Annotated in this window: 18 protein-coding genes and 1 pseudogene; 13 read left to right on the top strand and 6 right to left on the bottom strand. The window is 69.1% G+C overall.

Features of this window, described 5'->3' with window-relative positions:
* Nucleotides 1-161 precede the first annotated feature (161 nt).
* On the top strand, nucleotides 162-320 hold the full coding sequence (locus tag EAF64_RS21810; protein WP_422653630.1) for a DUF7563 family protein: 159 nt from the start codon (nucleotides 162-164) through the stop codon (nucleotides 318-320).
* Nucleotides 321-364: 44 nt separating this feature from the next.
* Here EAF64_RS21810 and glmM read toward each other — a convergent pair whose 3' ends face one another.
* The gene (glmM, locus tag EAF64_RS19075; protein ID WP_129070579.1) at nucleotides 365-1,672 is read right to left on the bottom strand and encodes a phosphoglucosamine mutase; all 1,308 of its coding nucleotides are present in this window, start codon (nucleotides 1,670-1,672) and stop codon (nucleotides 365-367) included.
* A gap of 91 nt (nucleotides 1,673-1,763) precedes the next feature.
* Here glmM and rpiA point away from each other — a divergent pair, with 91 nt between their 5' ends.
* Nucleotides 1,764-2,444 (top strand): ribose-5-phosphate isomerase RpiA, encoded by a 681-nt coding sequence (gene rpiA / locus EAF64_RS19070; protein ID WP_129070578.1) that lies wholly within the window; start codon nucleotides 1,764-1,766, stop codon nucleotides 2,442-2,444.
* A 53-nt stretch (nucleotides 2,445-2,497) separates the two neighbouring features.
* Here the strand turns inward: rpiA and EAF64_RS19065 are convergent, their stop codons facing one another.
* Nucleotides 2,498-2,665 carry a DUF1931 domain-containing protein gene (locus tag EAF64_RS19065; protein WP_129070577.1) on the bottom strand — a complete coding sequence of 56 codons (168 nt, stop codon included), beginning with the start codon at nucleotides 2,663-2,665 and terminating at the stop codon, nucleotides 2,498-2,500.
* A gap of 285 nt (nucleotides 2,666-2,950) precedes the next feature.
* On the opposite strand from EAF64_RS19065, the gene larB reads away from it, so the two are divergent.
* The 5 genes from larB to EAF64_RS19045 all read left to right on the top strand — a co-directional run bounded on the left by larB (nucleotide 2,951) and on the right by EAF64_RS19045 (nucleotide 6,810).
* Complete coding sequence (larB, locus tag EAF64_RS19060) at nucleotides 2,951-3,712, top strand: nickel pincer cofactor biosynthesis protein LarB (protein WP_129070576.1); 762 nt, start codon at nucleotides 2,951-2,953, stop codon at nucleotides 3,710-3,712.
* A 120-nt stretch (nucleotides 3,713-3,832) separates the two neighbouring features.
* Nucleotides 3,833-3,982 carry a DUF7563 family protein gene (locus EAF64_RS21495; protein WP_170845344.1) on the top strand — a complete coding sequence of 50 codons (150 nt, stop codon included), beginning with the start codon at nucleotides 3,833-3,835 and terminating at the stop codon, nucleotides 3,980-3,982.
* A gap of 158 nt (nucleotides 3,983-4,140) precedes the next feature.
* On the top strand, nucleotides 4,141-4,386 hold the full coding sequence (locus EAF64_RS19055; RefSeq protein ID WP_129070575.1) for a GIY-YIG nuclease family protein: 246 nt from the start codon (nucleotides 4,141-4,143) through the stop codon (nucleotides 4,384-4,386).
* A 79-nt stretch (nucleotides 4,387-4,465) separates the two neighbouring features.
* A complete protein-coding gene (locus tag EAF64_RS19050) occupies nucleotides 4,466-5,839 on the top strand; it encodes a phosphoglucomutase/phosphomannomutase family protein (RefSeq protein ID WP_129070574.1) in 1,374 nt (457 codons plus the stop codon).
* Nucleotides 5,840-5,937: 98 nt separating this feature from the next.
* A complete protein-coding gene (locus tag EAF64_RS19045) occupies nucleotides 5,938-6,810 on the top strand; it encodes a DUF7344 domain-containing protein (RefSeq protein WP_129070573.1) in 873 nt (290 codons plus the stop codon).
* A 1-nt stretch (nucleotide 6,811) separates the two neighbouring features.
* Here EAF64_RS19045 and EAF64_RS19040 read toward each other — a convergent pair whose 3' ends face one another.
* Nucleotides 6,812-7,177, bottom strand: coding sequence for a GNAT family N-acetyltransferase (locus tag EAF64_RS19040; RefSeq protein WP_129070572.1), 366 nt, complete (start codon nucleotides 7,175-7,177; stop codon nucleotides 6,812-6,814).
* 64 nt (nucleotides 7,178-7,241) lie between these two features.
* The gene (gene samp2 / locus EAF64_RS19035; protein ID WP_129070571.1) at nucleotides 7,242-7,448 is read right to left on the bottom strand and encodes a ubiquitin-like small modifier protein SAMP2; all 207 of its coding nucleotides are present in this window, start codon (nucleotides 7,446-7,448) and stop codon (nucleotides 7,242-7,244) included.
* A 251-nt stretch (nucleotides 7,449-7,699) separates the two neighbouring features.
* Here samp2 and EAF64_RS19030 point away from each other — a divergent pair, with 251 nt between their 5' ends.
* Entirely contained in the window at nucleotides 7,700-8,677 is a 978-nt protein-coding gene (locus EAF64_RS19030; protein WP_129070570.1) for a replication factor C small subunit, read from the top strand.
* Nucleotides 8,678-8,757: 80 nt separating this feature from the next.
* On the opposite strand, the gene EAF64_RS19025 is transcribed toward EAF64_RS19030, so the two are convergent.
* Together EAF64_RS19025 and EAF64_RS19020 are read right to left on the bottom strand one after the other, a co-directional pair.
* Nucleotides 8,758-9,411: a bacteriorhodopsin gene (locus tag EAF64_RS19025; protein WP_129070569.1), complete on the bottom strand. Its 654-nt coding sequence runs from the start codon at nucleotides 9,409-9,411 to the stop codon at nucleotides 8,758-8,760.
* Nucleotides 9,411-9,923, bottom strand: a complete 513-nt coding sequence (locus EAF64_RS19020) for a TspO/MBR family protein (RefSeq protein WP_129070568.1) — start codon at nucleotides 9,921-9,923, stop codon at nucleotides 9,411-9,413. Before EAF64_RS19020 ends, EAF64_RS19025 begins: the two co-directional genes overlap by 1 nt.
* A gap of 162 nt (nucleotides 9,924-10,085) precedes the next feature.
* Between EAF64_RS19020 and alaS the strand changes: the two genes are divergently transcribed.
* From alaS to EAF64_RS18995, 5 genes and pseudogenes are all read left to right on the top strand, one after another.
* A complete protein-coding gene (gene alaS / locus EAF64_RS19015; RefSeq protein ID WP_129070567.1) occupies nucleotides 10,086-12,857 on the top strand; it encodes an alanine--tRNA ligase in 2,772 nt (923 codons plus the stop codon).
* An 80-nt stretch (nucleotides 12,858-12,937) separates the two neighbouring features.
* The gene (locus EAF64_RS19010; protein ID WP_129070566.1) at nucleotides 12,938-14,464 is read left to right on the top strand and encodes a glycosyltransferase family 39 protein; all 1,527 of its coding nucleotides are present in this window, start codon (nucleotides 12,938-12,940) and stop codon (nucleotides 14,462-14,464) included.
* 59 nt (nucleotides 14,465-14,523) lie between these two features.
* On the top strand, nucleotides 14,524-15,312 hold the full coding sequence (locus tag EAF64_RS19005; protein WP_129070565.1) for an alpha/beta fold hydrolase: 789 nt from the start codon (nucleotides 14,524-14,526) through the stop codon (nucleotides 15,310-15,312).
* 66 nt (nucleotides 15,313-15,378) lie between these two features.
* Complete coding sequence (locus EAF64_RS19000; protein WP_129070564.1) at nucleotides 15,379-16,107, top strand: type 1 glutamine amidotransferase; 729 nt, start codon at nucleotides 15,379-15,381, stop codon at nucleotides 16,105-16,107.
* A 239-nt stretch (nucleotides 16,108-16,346) separates the two neighbouring features.
* Nucleotides 16,347-16,467 (top strand): annotated as a pseudogene (locus tag EAF64_RS18995) (acyl-CoA dehydrogenase); the annotation flags it as partial.

Here is a 16,467-nt window from a genome sequence, read left to right as displayed (position 1 = left end):
CTGGTCGTGGCCCGACACGTCGTGCGCAGAACGTATCGGCAAATGACACCGGTAGCGAGCGGACGGGCCGTCCGTGGCGGTGTCCGAGGCGTTCGTCGGCGCGGGAGAGTGTCACAATCACCACCCAAAGTTAAGACAACACCATCCTATGCACCGGATGTATGCCGGAATGTCAGAACTGCGGCGCTTTTGTCACTGCCGCGTATGCACGTGTCTTTACACCGAACGGCATCCAAGCACCACGGGTCTGCCCGCAGTGTGAGGACAAGATCCGCGACGGCGCTGACGTCCGGAAAGCGCGGTCGACGCGGCGCGGATAGCCACCCCCGACGGGACGGTACGGCCCGTCGTCCGGAACCACCCCTCAACTTCTCGCGGTCTCCAGCAGGTCACGAGCGTCCGCGAAGATCGTCTCGGCCCGATTAGCCCCGCGTGCCTCGGCCGTGATCCGGATCAGTGGCTGGGTCCCGCTGGCCCGCAGGAGAAACCAGCCGTCGCCCAGGTCGACGCGCACCCCATCCAGCGTCTCGACGGCGTCGTACCGGTCGGCAACGAGGTCCCGCACTCGGTCCATGACGGCGGCCTTGTCGTCGACCGCGACGCTGTCGCGGCGGATGGGATAGGTGTCGATCTCGGCCGCTCGGTCTTCGAGGGGGCGCTCGGCGGCGAGTTCGACCAGTCGACAGGCCGCCAGTGGGCCGTCGGGACACAGCGTCGCGTCGGGCCAGATCCACGCCCCGCTGGGCTCGCCACCGAAGGCCACGCCGTCCTCGGCGACCCGTTCGGCCACGTACACGTCCCCGACCTGCGTCCGCTCGACGGGCACGTCGATCTCGGCCAGGTGGTCCGCGACCGCGAGGCTGGTGTCGACGGGCGCGGCGACGCGCTGACCGGGGTCGGCGGCCGCCCGGGCGAAGAGTGCGAGCGTCACGTCGCCCGAGAGGTAGGTGCCGTCCCCCGCGACGGCGCGCATCCGATCCGCGTCCCCGTCGTGGGCGATGCCGAGGTCGGCGTCGGATTCGGCCACCAGTGTCGCCAGCGAGTCACAGTTCTCGGCGGTCGGCTCGCTGGGACGGCCCGGAAACGAGCCATCGGGCTGGGCGTTCAGCGTCTGGACGTGACAGCCCAGTTCCTGCAGGGCGTCGACCGTGACGCCGCCGGCCCCGTTGCCCACGTCGACGATCACCGACGGCGGGTCCGCGACGTCCACGGCGGAGACCAGCGCCCGGACGTGGCGCTCGCGGGCGTCGGCGTCCCGGCGGTCCCCGAGTGCGTCCCAGCCCTGAAGATCGGCGGCGCCCTCGCGGACGCGCTGGCTGATCGTCTCCCGGCGCTCGGCGTCGAACGCCTGGCCGCTCTCCTGCCAGAGTTTGATCCCGTTGTCCGCGGGCGGGTTGTGCGAGGCCGTGATCGAGACGCCGGCGTCGGCCTCCTCCCACGCCACGGCGCGGGCGACGGTCGGCGTCGCCGCCAGCCCCAGGTCCAGTACGTCGGTCCCGGACTCGCGCAGCCCGGCCGTCAGGGCGTCGGTGAGCAGTTCGCCGCTCTCGCGGGGGTCCCGGCCGACGACGACCCGTTCGGCGTCGGCGCCGAGGCCGCGCCCGACCGAGAGCGCCAGGTCCGCGGTCACCGTCTCGCCCACCGGTCCCCTGATGCCGCTGGTTCCGAACATACGCGGGGCGACGGGTGTGATCCTCAAAAGTATCCGCCTCCTGGCCGGGCGATCCCACGGCTTTTTGTCCGCGGATGCGGTTCTCCCGGGCATGAAACGCGGCGGGAGTGACGAGGCGAAGCGACGCGCCGGCGAGGCCGCCGCCGAGGCCGTCGCGGACGGACAGGTGGTGGGACTTGGCACCGGCAGCACCGCGGCCCACGCCATCCGGGCGCTCGGCCGGGCGGTCGACGCCGGTCTGGACGTCGAGGGAATCCCGACATCCTACCAGTCGCGGGAACTCGCCCGGGAGGTGGGGGTCCCGCTGACGACGCTCGACGACGCGACACCGGATATCGCGATCGACGGGGCCGATCAGGTGGCCGACGGCGACCTGATCAAGGGCGGCGGGGCGGCCCACGCCCGCGAAAAGCTGGTCGACGCCGCCGCCGACCGGTTCCTGGTGGTCGCCGACGAGTCCAAGCTCGCCGACCGGCTGTCGGTCCCGGTGCCAGTCGAAGTCCTCCCCGACGCCCGCGAGCCCGTCGCGGCCAGCATCCGTGACCTGGGTGGCGAGCCGGACCTCCGGCTCGCCGAGCGGAAGGACGGCCCGGTCGTCACCGACAACGGGAATCTCGTGCTGGACTGTGACTTCGGGGAGATAGACGACCCCGCCGCACTCGCGGCCGACCTCTCGGCGTGTCCGGGCGTCCTCGAACACGGCCTGTTCGTCGACCTGGCCGACGCGATCTACGTCGGAACCGACGACGGTGCGACGGTCCGGGAGCGGTAGACCCGTGGCTGGCGGCCGTGGTACCCGGTGAAAAAACGAACTGGATTCCCAGCCTAGAGGTCGCGCGGCTGGACGGTCTTGCGGTCGTTCTCCTCTGCACGACGTGCGGCGTCCTCGAGCAGCTCGTCGACTTCCTCGTCGAGTGCGTCGTAGAAGTCAGATGCGACGTTCATGTCATCGAGCGCTTCCTTGACGGCGGCTTTGACGATCAGGTCTGCCATACACGCGGCCTTTCCAGAGGGTGGTTTAAATACTTTCCCGTTTGTGCAGTTTCTCGCCGGTATTCACGGGGGTCTGAGCCGGTTTCGCGGTTCCCCCTTTTTAAAGCCACTGGCCGGTATTTAACGAAAAGCCTGCGTCGACCCCCTTCGAACCGGCGAACTGGTCGTGTACACCCGTTAGGCGGTCGCTCGCGCGCGCTTTGGTCTGAAAGAATATGTGTCAGTGTATCGTCTATTCTGCGGCAGAGTCGATGGGTAGGAGTGAGTCGAGTGTGGAGGGGGCGTATGCGCGAGTTGCTCGAAGCGGTCGCGACGGGCGAGGTGAGTCCCGCCGAGGCACAGGCGGAACTCGCCGGCTACGCCACGGGCGAGGCCGGGCGGTTCGACGCCGCCAGGGAGACGCGGGCGGGCGTGCCGGAGGCGATCCTGGCCGACGGGAAGACGCCGGCCGAGGTGGCCGACCTGGCGGCCACGGCCGTCGAGACGACCGGGCGAGCCATCGTGACCCGACTGGACGCCGACGCGCTGGCCACGGTCAGGGAACGCCTGGCGAGTCACGACGCCGAGGACACGTATCACGAGCGCGCACGGGTGCTGGTGGCTCACACCGACGGGTTCGAGCGACCGCACCTGGACGCGACCGTCGGCGTCGTCACCGCCGGCACGTCCGACGCCGAACCCGCGGGCGAGGCGGCGGTCCTCGCCCGCGAGATGGGCGCACAGGTCGAGCGCGTCGACGACGTTGGCGTGGCCAGCATCGTCCGCTTGCTCGACCAGTTGCCCGCGCTCCGCGACCTCGACGTGTTGATCGTCGCCGCCGGGCGCGAGGGCGCGCTCCCGACGGTCGTCGCCGGCCTCGTCGACACCCCCGTCATCGGCCTCCCGGTGTCGACGGGCTACGGCCACGCGGGCGACGGCGAAGCCGCTCTCGACGGCATGCTCCAGTCCTGTACCGCCCTAACCGTCGTCAACGTCGACGCCGGCTTCACCGCGGGGGCACAGGCCGCGCTGATCGCCCGCGCGGTCGACGCCGCTCGCGATGGGTGAGGAGCCAAAACCGAGAGACGGCGCGGCCACGCGGGGATACCTTACTGGTCCGGTATTGAGGATATGTACACGCGACCCCTACAGATAGTGTCGGCAGTCGGTCGCTGCCGGCAGTGACGAATGCCAGACTGTAATCACTGCGGCGCGCACGTGTCCGACCAGTTCGCTCGGGTCTTCGCGGACGAGTACGGCGAGGTTCACGCCTGCCCGAGTTGCTCGGCGAACGCTGGCATCGCCGAGGTCGCACGCGAGCGCGCTCACAAAGCGTGACGGCCACTGTGGCCACCCGAATCGTGGTCTAGACACCACGCGAAGCCCATTTCGGCGGCACTGCTCCGGCAGCGGGCCGGGCGACACTGCCCTTTCGTACCTCCGTAGTCCCGACGCCGAACGTAACGCTCACCGTCGCCCGCGTGCAGAGTCCGCCCGTGTCGGACCACTACGTCTACGTGCTACGCTGTGCCGACGATACTCTCTATACCGGCTACACGACCGACGTACAGCGCCGGGTCGCCGAACACGACGCTGGCGAGGGCGCGAAGTACACCCGCGGGCGCACGCCGGTCGAACTCGTCCACGTCGAGGCCTTCGCCTCGAAGTCGGCCGCCATGTCCCGCGAGTACGAGATCAAAGAGTGCTCTCGGGCCGAGAAAGAGCGGCTGATCGAGGCCTGAGAGCGGTAGGGCCGGTGTGGAACCCCCACTGGATTGTCAGCAACCGTGACTTTTTGCAGGGCCACGAGCGAGGGACCGTATGGATCAGATCTCGTTCGGCACCGACGGGTGGCGGGCCACCCTGGAGACGTTCACCGACCGGCGCGTCCGGATGGTGGGGCAGGGAGTCGCTTCGGTATTGCGGGAGGACGACGACACAGGGACGGTCGCGGTGGGGTACGACGCCCGGGAACACTCGCGGGGCTTCGCGGAAGAACTCGCGCGCGTCCTCTGTGCCAACGGGTTCGACGTCCTGCTCCCCGAGCGGGACTGTCCGACCCCGGTCGTCGCCTGGAGCGTCCGGGACCGTGACCTGGCCGGCGCGCTCATGCTGACCGCCTCACACAACCCGCCCGAGTACAACGGCGTGAAGTTCGTCCCGGAGGACGGCTCGCCGGCCCCGGCGGACGTGACCGACCGCATCGAGGCCAACCTGGCCGACCCCGACCCACTCCCGGAGGCCGAACACGGGGCCGTCGAGGAAGTCGACTTGGTGGGCCCGTACGTCGACCACGCGCTGGCGTTCGTCGACACCGATCTCGACGGGTTGACCGTCGCCTACGACGCGATGCACGGGAGCGGCCGCGACGTGACCGACCGCCTGCTCGAAGCCGCCGGTGCCGAGGTCGAGCGCCTGCGCTGTGGGACCGACCCCGAGTTCGGCGGCGAATCGCCCGAGCCAAGCGCCGAGAAACTCGACACGTTGATCGAACGTGTCCGGTCGGGCCCGGCCGACCTGGGGATCGCCAACGACGGCGACGCCGACCGGATCGGCGTCGTCACACCCGAGCGTGGCTTTCTGGACCCCTCCCTGTTCTTCGCCGCGGTGTACGACCATCTGCTCGAATCCGAGTCGGGGTCCGCGGTCCGGACGGTCTCGACCAGCGCCATCGTCGACCGCGTCGCCGAGGCTCACGGCGAGCCCGTCGCCGAGACGCCGGTCGGCTTCAAACACGTCGCCGAGGCCATGCGAGAGACGGACGCGCTGATGGGCGGCGAGGAGAGCGGTGGCTTCGGGGTCCGGGGCCACCTCCGGAACAAGGACGGCGTCACGCTCGCACTGCTGACGGCGGCCGCGGCCGTCGAGCGCCCGCTGGACGAGCGCGTGTCGGCACTGGAGGACGAACACGGCGAAGTCCACCAGGATCGGATCAGCGTCGACTGTCCCGACGACCGCAAATCCGAGGTTATCGCGGATCTGGACGGGGCACTGCCCGACGAGATCGCCGGGACGGCCGTCGACCGTGTCAACGACGTGGACGGCTTCAAGATCTTCCTGGCGGACGGCGCCTGGCTGCTGGTCCGGCCCAGCGGCACCGAACCAAAGCTCCGGGTGTACGCCGAGGCGACCAGCGACGAGCGCGTGCGGGAGCTCCTGTCGGCCGGACGGGAGCTGGTCGAACCCCTCGTCTGAATCTGGTATTCGAAGCGGTGAATTCGTGCAATAAGGCCATCCTAGCGCCAATTTACACCCCAAAGATCTAAGGAAACGACTGGATAATACTACTCGCTATGGCGGCTGACGCGACTCCGGAGCAACGAGTCGATCACCTGCTCGATCTCTCGACGATCGTGTTGGATCCGGGAACGTCGTTCACCGACCGACTGGCACGGGCACTGGAACGGGAGCGGAACCGTCTCGACCTCTCCTACGGCTTTCTGACCCACATCGACCAGCAGGCGGGCCAGCAGGACATCGTCCTGACCGCCGGCGAGGACGGCCTCGTCGAGGAAGGCGAGACGCTGCCGCTCCCGGAAACGTACTGTCGGCGGACCATCCGGACCGACACGGGCCAGTTGACGGTCGAAGCGGCCAGTCAGGAGGGCTGGGCGGACGACCCCGCCTACCAGCGGTTCGGGCTCGAGAGTTACGTCGGGTCCGCCGTCGAGTTCGACGGCGAGCGGCGAGGGACCGTCTGTTTCGCGAGCGAAGCCCCCCACGAGGAGTCCCTCGACGAGTTCGAAGTGGCCGTCGTCGCGCTGCTGGCACGCTGGGCGGGCTACGAACTGGCACAGCGAACCGCCCGCGGTCCCGACGAGCGGCCGCCGGACCGACTCTCCCCGTTCGCCGCCGATGTCGATCCCGGTGTGGTCGACACCGCGCTCGACCTGCTCGCGAACCGGACCCGCCGGGAACTGCTCTCGTATCTCTCGCTCGCCGACGAGCCCGTCACCGTGACGAACGCGGCGGAGTACCTCGCGAACGTGGGCGGCGTTCCGGGCCAGTCCCCCGAGCGAATCGAGATCTCGCTCGTCCACTCACACGTGCCGAAACTGTCGAGCGCCGGCGTGGTCACGTATCGAGAGGGCAGCGGCGAACTCGACTACCGGTCCGACGACGCCGTCGAGCGCGTCCTCAGACGCGTCCGCACGCTGGAGGCGTGACTCACTCGCGGACGCCCCGGTAGCGGTCCGATCCCTCGGCGGCGTCGATCTCGAACCCGAGCGACGCCCAGAACGGCCGGACCCGCGGGTCGAACTCGACGACGAGGCGCGCCCGGCGGTCGGCGGCGGCCGCGACCAGCGCCGTGCCGATGCCCTGGTCTCGGCGAGCACGCCGGACCGCCACCGCCTCGATCTCGTCGCCGACCAGGAGACAGGCTCCGAGAACGCGGCCCTCGGCCACGGCCACGAGCAGGTCGCCCCGGTCGATGGCCTGCCGGACGGTCGCCACGTCGGTCGCCAGCATGGCCCCGTCGAAGACTGTCATCACGGCCGGCAGGTCCTCGGCCGTCGCCTCGCGAATCTCCATCGGTGTGGGATAGCCGCTGCCGGGTAAAGAGCGCGGGGGGCTGGGGCGGATTCGTCACGACCCGCTACCCGCCCTTGATCAGTCGCAGGACGCGGACGTAGTCGGCATCGACCGCGCGGTCCTCGGGGACCGGCTGGTCGTCGACCAGCACGGACACCTCGTGGGGGCTGTAGTCGACGGCCCGCACCAGATCCGCGTAGGTCGGATCAGTCCCGAGCGTCTCGGGGTCGATCTCGCGGGTCTCCTCGCCGACCACCTCGACCGTGACCATGTCCGGCGGTCGGGCCGACCGGATTTGAGCGTGTCGCTCACCGGCGGGTCCGCCGTCGCCGGACGGCGCTGGCGAGGACCCAGATCGAGAGCCCGAGACCGACGGCCGTGACGAGGAGGAAGTCCGTTTCGCGGTCCATACCGATCGACGGGGCCGGACGGCAGTAGTTACTGAGGGCCTACCGGGGCTGGTGGGGGCCGTGCGCGACCGGTCCCGGGCAGTTTATGACGAGCCCACTCGTTGCCCGGACTATGAGCGAGGCCGACACCGAGTCGCGGGCCGGGCGGGACGAGATCTGGATCGAGAAGTACCGCCCGCAGACGCTCGACGAGATCGTCGGACAGGAGACCATCGTCGAACGCCTCCGGAGTTACGTCGCCAGGGACGACCTGCCACACCTCATGTTCTCGGGGGAGGCCGGAATCGGGAAGAGCACCGCGGCGCTCGCCATCGCCCGGGACCTGTACGGCGAGGACTGGGCGGAGCACTTCCTCGAACTCAACGCCTCCGACCAGCGCGGGATCGACGTGGTCCGGGAACGGATCAAGAGCTTCGCCCGGTCCTCCTTCGGCGGCGCGAATTACCGCATTATATTCCTCGACGAGGCAGACTCCCTCACGAGCGACGCCCAGTCGGCACTCCGCCGGACGATGGAGGAGTTCTCGAACAACGTCCGGTTCATCCTCTCGTGTAACTACTCCAGTCAGATCATCGACCCGATCCAGTCCCGCTGTGCCGTCTTTCGCTTCAACCCCCTCTCGGACGAGGCCGTCGAAGAACAGATCCGGATCATCGCCGAGGAAGAAGACATCGAGGTGACCGACGACGGGATCGACGCGCTGATCTACGCCGCCGACGGCGACATGCGCCGGGCGATCAACGGGCTCCAGGCCGCCGCGGTCACGGGCGACGTGGTCGACGAGGAAGGCGTCTACGCCATCACCTCGACCGCACGCCCGGAGGAGATCCACGAGATGGTCACGCAGGCGCTCGACGGCGACTTTCTGTCCGCCCGCTCGACGCTCGACGACCTGCTCACCGACGAGGGCATCGCCGGCGGCGACGTGATCGACCAGTTGCACCGCTCGGTCTGGGAGTTCGACCTGGACGACGACGCCGCCGTCACGCTGCTGGACCGCATCGGCGAGGCCGACTACCGGATCACCGAGGGGGCCAACGAACGCATCCAGCTCGAAGCCCTGCTGGCCTCGCTGGCACTGGACGACTGAGTGTCGGCTGGTCGTCGATACGCTCGGGCTCGGCTATCCGTCACGGCAGTACGGATCGAGGCGTCGAGACGGCTGGGCCCTCAGTCAGCGTCCGCGGCTGGGAGCCAGGCTAGCACGAGAAGCGGGACGCCGAGTTTCAGCGCCGCGTCGAGGGTGACCCGTGCCGGCAACAACGGCAGGGCCGGGGCGAGCGCGAAGCCCGGTGCTCCGAGCACCCAGATCACCGGGTAGAGCAGGAACAGGGCGACGACGACGTTTCGGCCGCGCCCGAACGCGGGCGCGGCGTCGGCGCTGTCCCGAGCCGATCGCGAGAGTGGCCCGAACAGGACCCACAGGAGCGCACAGAAAGCGCCGACGGCGACGCCGAGCCACGCGAGTTTCGCCGCCCCCGTGGTCAGTGTCGCGGCCAGCGTCGCGGCCATACTGTACCCGCCGAGCGCCATCCCCGTCGCCGTCGTCGTGCGGTCGGCATCGGCGAGCAGGGAGAGGACGAACACGAGCAAGGGGATGGCGAGGACGCCGTCGGCGAAGCGGCCCCAGTGGACCACGCGGTCACCGGCGTAGAGGGCCCACCCCGTCGCCATGGCGAGGTACCAGGTCCCGATGGAAACCGGGAGGAGCGAGAGGGCGACGGCGACCGTCCGGGCACGACCTTCGCGGCCGCGGGCGCGCCAGCCGACCAGTGCTGCTCCACCGCCGAACCCTGCGGCGACCGTCGTGAGCGTCGGGTCCATCAGTTCAACCGACAGAGTTCGTAGTTCAACAGTGCGGCGAAACTCACCCACGCCAGGTACGGCACCAGCAACAGCGCGGCCCGGCGGTCCACCCGGTCGAAGGCCAGCACGGTGGCGACGATGGTGAGCCACAGCGCGAGAATGACGACCAGCCCGAACAGTGGCGAGCGCAGGCCGAAGAAGGCGCCGGACCACGCGACGTTGAACGCGAACTGGCCGGCGAACAGGGCGAGCGCGAGTCTGACGCTGGGCTCGTCGAGGCCGGCACGCCAGACGAGCCAGGCGGCGACACCCAGCAGGGCGAAGAGGGTGACCCAGACCGGACCGAACACCCAGCTCGGCGGGGTGAACGCCGGTTTCGTCAGCGTGGGGTACCACGTCGTGACGCCGTCGAGCGAGAGGAGGTTGCCGAGGCCGCCGAGCAGTTCGCTCGCGAGGACGGCGAGGGCGAGCGAGGCGGCCGGACGGCGGTCGGGGAGCCGGGCCACCGTGCGGAGTGTGGTGTCGGCCATACCGAACACAGACCGGGCAGCGACAAAAGGAACGTGGCGGGGGTGGCGAGCGGGTAGGCCGGCGCGGCGGGCACGTCGGGACCTCGAACGTCCAGACGGCGGCGAATCTCGCCGGCTGTTCGGAACTGTTTTACCGCCCGGTTGACCACAGTATGGCAACGAATGAGTGAGCTCGAAGCGGAGTACAAACTCCAGTACTTCGAAGACGAGGGGTTTCACCGGCTGACGTGTTCGGCCTGTGGGGACCACTTCTGGACGCTCGACGGGAGTCGAGAGACCTGTGGCGAGCCCCCGTGTGCGGAGTACAGTTTCATCGACAATCCGGGGTTCGACGACGAGCTGTCGCTGTCGGAGATGCGCGAGACGTTTCTCTCCTTTTTCGAGGACCACGATCACGAGCGGGTCGATCCCTACCCCGTCGCGGCGAACCGCTGGCGTGACGACGTCCTCCTGACGCAGGCGTCGATCTACGACTTCCAGCCCCACGTGACCTCGGGGCAGTCGCCGCCGCCGGCGAACCCCCTCGTGGTGTCCCAGCCCTGCATCCGGATGCAGGACATCGACAACGTGGGCAAGACCGGCCGCCACACCATGGCTTTCGAGATGGGCGGCCACCACGCGTTCAACGCCGCCGAGGATTCGGACTACGCCTACGAGGGTGAGGTCTACTGGAAAGAGGAGTGTGTCGAGTACTGCGTCGAGTTCTTCGAGTCGCTCGGGGCGGACATGGGCGAGTTGACGTTCATCGAAGACCCGTGGGTCGGCGGGGGCAACGCCGGCCCGGCCTTCGAGGTCATCTACCGCGGGCTGGAACTGGCCACGCTGGTGTTCATGTGCTTCGAGCAGGACCCGGAGGGTGAGTACGAGCTCAAAGACGGCAACACCTACTCCCGGATGGATCGCCGGGTCATCGACACCGGCTACGGCATCGAGCGCTGGACCTGGATGAGTCAGGGCACTCCAACTGTGTACGAGGCGATCTACCCCGACATGATCGACTTCCTGAAGGACAACGCCGGGGTCGATCTGACGAGCGAGGAGGCGGCCATCGTCCACGACGCCGCGCGGCTCTCCGGGAGCCTGGACATCGACGACGTCGACGACGTGGAGGCCGCCCGTGCGGACATCGCGACCGAACTCGGGGTCGACGTCGACCGCCTGCGCGACCTCGTGGAGCCCCTGGAGGACATCTACGCCATCTCCGATCACGCCCGGACCCTGGCGTACATGCTGGGTGACGGCATCGTCCCGTCGAACGTCGGGACGGGCTATCTCGCACGGATGGTCCTGCGACGGACCAAGCGGCTCTGTGACAACGTCGGCGTGGACGCGCCGCTGGACGAACTCGTCGACATGCAGGCCGAGCGGCTGGACTACCGCAACCGCGACACGATCCGTGACATCGTCCGCACCGAGGTCGAGAAGTACCGCGAGACGCTCGACCGGGGCGGTCGGAAGGTCCGCCAGCTGGCCGCCGACTACGCCGAGTCCGGCGACCCCATCCCGACCGAGGAGCTGATCGAGTTGTACGACAGCCACGGCATCCAGCCGGACATGGTCGAGGAGATCGCCGCCGAGCGGGACGTGGACGTGGCGGTCCCGGACGACTTCTACTCGCTGGTCGCGAACCGCCACGACGCCGAGACGGCCACGGCCGAGGTCGAGGAGTCGAGTCACGGCGAGCGGCTGGCCGACCTGCCCGAGACAGACCGCCTCTACTACGAGGACCAGGAGCGCATGGAGTTCGAGGCGATGGTGCTGGACGTCTTCGAGCGCGAGGACGACGGCTACGACGTGGTGCTGGACCAGACGATGTTCTACCCCGAAGGTGGGGGCCAGCCCGCCGACCACGGGACGATCACGACCGACGACGTGACCGCCGAGGTGACCGACGTGCAGATCGTCGACGGCGTCGTGCTCCACCGTGTCGACGAGGATCCGGGCAAAGGCGAGTTCGTCCGCGGTGGGATCGACGCCGACCGGCGACGCCGGCTCATGCGTCACCACACCGCGACTCACATCGTCGGCCACGCCGCCCGGACGGTGCTGGGCGACCACATCCGCCAGGCCGGGGCGCAGAAACACACCGACAGCGCCCGGCTGGACGTGCGCCACTACGAGCCCATCACGCGCGAGCAGGTCAAGGAGATCGAACGCCTCGCCAACGAGGTCGTGATGGACAACACGTCGGTCAGCCAGGAGTGGCCCGACCGCCACGAGGCGGAAGCCGAACACGGCTTCGACCTCTATCAGGGCGGGATTCCGGCCGGCGAGCAGATCCGGCTGATCCACGTCGACGAGGACGTACAGGCCTGCGGTGGGACACACGTCGCCCGCACCGGCGACGTGGGCGCGATCAAGCTCCTGAACACGGAGCGCATCCAGGACGGCGTGGAACGGCTCACCTTCGCCGCCGGCGACGCCGCGATCGGCGCGACCCAGGAGACGGAAGACGCCCTCTATGCGGCCGCGGACACCCTCGACGTGACTCCCCAGGACGTCCCCGAGACCGCCGACCGGTTCTTCACGGAGTGGAAAGAGCGTGGCAAGACCATCGAGCAGCTCAAGGAGGAACTGGCGGAGGTCCGGGCGGCCGGCGACGACGGCGAGGAAGTCGACGTGGGCGGGACGCCCGCGGTGATCCAGCGGCTGGATGCCGACATGGACGAACTCAGGGCGACGGCCAACGCCCTCGTCGAAGAGGGGAAGATCGCCGTCATCGGCAGTGGCCGGGATGGCGCACAGTTCGTCGTAGCCGTGCCCGACGACGCCGGGATCGACGCCGGCGAGGTCGTCGGCGAACTCGCGAGCAAGGTCGGCGGTGGCGGCGGCGGCCCGCCGGATTTCGCCCAGGGCGGCGGCCCCGACGGCGACGCACTGGACGACGCGCTGGACGACGCGCCGGACGTGCTCGAACAGGTCCTGCGCGCCTGATCGGCGCGCGATCGGTGGGTCGCCGGTGCCGGTAAATCCACAACAGCTAACAACTCTCCCGTGAATCTCGACCTACGGGTATGGGGGTGTTCACGGATCGACTCCGGTCGCTACCGGCGGCACTGTACGGCATCGTCGCGTTCGCGGCCGGACTCAGACTGTACGATATCGGGAAGGAGAGCTACTGGCTCGACGAGATCGCGTCGCTGAACCTCGTGGCCGGGCGCACGCTGCCGGAGGTGCTGACTCAGGTGCCGACGGTCGACCGACACCCGCCGCTGTACTACGCGGTGCTGAAAGGCTGGACGGACCTGTTCGGGACCACCGAGACGATCACACGGCTCCCGGCGGCGCTGTTCGGCGTCGCGGCCGTCGTCGTCATCTACGGCGTCGGCGCGCGCCTCTACGACCGGCGGGTCGGTCTGCTGAGCGCGGCCGTCCTCGCCGTGGCGCGGTTCCACATCAACTTCTCCCAGACCACGCGGATGTACAGCCTGTTCGCGCTGCTGACACTGCTATCCTTCTATCTGCTCGTGCGGGTCGTCGAGACGCCGACGCGCCGGACGGTGGCCGGGTACGCGCTGACGACGGTCCTGCTGGTCTACACCCACGCGTTCGCGCTGTTCGTCGTGCTGGCCCAGAACGTCTTCGTGGTCGGCTCCCGGTGGTTCGACGACGAGGGACCCGCCGTGCCGTTCCGGACGTGGCTCGCGTCACAGGCCGTCGTCGGCCTGGTTGCGCTCCCGTGGATCGCGGTGTTGCTCGGGCAGGCGCTCTCGTCGGGGGGCGGTGGGCCGACGGGACTGACCTGGATTCCCGCGCCGACGGTGTCGCGGATCCTCCTGACGTTCGGGGCCTACGTCGACCCCTGGAATCCGGTGATCGGATCGCTGGCGCTGTTGCTCGTCGGCGGATTCGTGGCCGTGGACTACGCCATCGAACGGACCGGCGGGGCCGGTGAGGCCCGCGAGGCCCGAGGGGACGGCGGCACTGCGAGCGAGCGCTGGGGAGCGCTCACCGGTCGCGAGCGGACGGCGTTGCTCGGCTCCTGGGTCGGGATCGTCGTCGTCGTCCCGGTTCTGATCTCGTACCTGGTCACGCCGATCTACGTGTACCGGTACACCATCGGGGCGGCGATGGGGCTGTACGTTCTGCTGGCGGCGTCGGTCCGACTCGTCGGCAGCGTCGAGATGCGCTACATCGTCGGCGGCGTCCTCGTGCTCGCGTTCCTGCTCCCGCTGCCGGTGTACTACACCCAGGACCAGCACGCCCAGTGGGACGAGGTGTCCGAGACGGTCGGGACCGACGCGGCCGCCGGGGACGTGGTTCTCGTCAGCCAGCCCTCCTACGCCAACCCCTTCGAGCACTACTTTTCGCGGGACGACGTGGCCGTGAAACCACTCCCGGCGTCGGCGTCGACGACCGAGATACGGGCGGCGGTTCGGGGCCACGAGACCGCCTGGCTCGTCACCTCCCACGTTCCGCCGGACGGACTGCGGCGCTACCGCGATACGCTCGAAGCGAACCGGAGCGACGCCGACGTGACGAAGTTCAGGGGGCTGACGCTGTGGCGGTTCGATCCCGGGAACGGGACGGCCGGCGGGTGAGCGCGCCCGGACGGCGCGACCCGTGGGGATTCAAATCGGTGGCCGCGCAACGACGAGACATGCCGACCGCGACCAACGGCGACGAGGACCTGTACTACGAGACCGCCGGCGCGGGCCCGACGGTCGCGTTCGTCGAACCGGCGGGCTACGGCGCGTGGTGCTGGTCGTGGCTCGTCGACGCGCTCGCCGGCCCGGTCGAGACGCTCGTCTGGGACCTCCGTGGGACCGGCCGTTCGGACGCCCCGCCGGGCCCCTACGACGTGGCGACGCTCGCCGCCGATCTGGAGGCCGTGCTCGCCGATCACGGGACTCGGACTGTACACCTCGTCGGTGCGGGACTGGGCGGGATGGTCGCGCTCCAGCACGCTCGCGAGTACGGACGGGCGACCACGCTCGCGCTACTCGGGACGACGGCCGACGGGAGCCGCGTCGACGCCGACGCCCTCCGAGACCTGCAGGCACCGCGGGACGACCGCGACGCGCTCCGGGCGTCACTGACGGAGGCGTTCTCGCCCGGCGTCGTCGAGGCCCACCCCGAGGCCGTCGACCGGATCGCCGGCTGGCGAGCCGACGACGACGCCGGCCCCGACGGCTGGGACGCACAGATCGGCGCGATGCTCGACTTCGAGATGCCGGACCTCTATACGGTGACGACGCCGTCACTCGTGGTCCACGGCCGCGCCGACGCCGTGGTCCCGGTCGAGGCGGGACGAGACCTCGCCGAGGACCTGCCAAAGGGGACATTCGAGGGGATCGACGCCGGCCACCTCGTCGCCGCCGAGGAGCCCACGCTCCTCGAGGACGCGCTGGCCGGACAGCTGAACGAGCACGCCGATCTGGACGGCTGAGTGCGGGCGCGGCAAGACGTGTCGAGACGGACGGGCATTTCAGTCTGGAGTGAGTACACAGGGACGATGACGCGGCCACGCATCGCCCTGTTGAACGCGGCCCACGACGGTGCAGACACCCGACGGAACTTCCGTCGCGAACTCGACGCGGACCTCGTCGAGTTCGACTGTCCGGCGGGTGAGGTGCCCGAGAACTTCCGCTACGACGGGTTCGTCGTGACGGGCTCGCGGGCGTCCGTCTACTGGGAGCGGGAGTGGATCGGCCAGTTGAAGGCCTGGGTCGGCGACGCCATCGAGGCCGGTCTCCCCGCGCTGGGCGTGTGTTACGGCCACCAGTTGCTCGCCGACGTCATGGGCGGGCGCGTCGAGGCCATGGACGAGTACGAGATCGGGTACCGTACCGTCGGGCAGGACGGTCAGAACCGGTTGCTCGACGGCGTCGACGACGACTTCACCGTCTTCACCACCCACTCCGACCGCGTGGTCGAGGCTCCGCCGGGCGCGACCGTCTTCGCCCGGAACGACTACGGTATCCACGGCTTCCGGAAGGACCGCGTGTTCGCCGTCCAGTTCCACCCCGAGTACGACATGGAGACGGCGGCGTCGGTCACCGAAGGGAAAGACGACCAGTTGAGTCAGGAGCGCATCCAGCAGGTGCTCGACGGCATCAACGCCGACAACTACGACGCCGCCTGCGAGGCGAAGCGCCTGTTCGACAACTTCACCGCCTTCGTCCGTGAGGTGCAGGCCGAACGGACCGGCGGCGACCCAGGAACTAGCGCCGCGGACGACTAGCGCGAGGCCTCGGTTCGCGCGAGCAGGGAGCGAGCGTCGACCGCGGCACGAACGGACGGAGCCCGTGCGGGCCGGACACCCCGAGAATAGGGGGATCGAACTGGGAGCACTGCAGTTTCGACCCGGTGAGCCGCAGGCGATCCGACCGACGACACGGGAATTTACCCCCCGGCCACCGGATTTAACAAACAGCGGTTTGGTTGAGTAGTGTTTTTACCACTGGAAACCTAGGGCGTTGTATGCTCGATTACTACGGCGTGGAAGCGGACCTCTCGGAAGAAGAGCGGATGATCCAGGAGTCGGCCCGCGAGTTCGTCGACGAGAAAGTGCGGCCCGACATCGGCGAGCACTGGATCGAGG

This window comes from Halorientalis pallida (assembly GCF_004118325.1).
GTDB classification, from domain to species: domain Archaea; phylum Halobacteriota; class Halobacteria; order Halobacteriales; family Haloarculaceae; genus Halorientalis; species Halorientalis pallida.
This window is presented reverse-complemented; position numbering and strand designations above follow the sequence as displayed.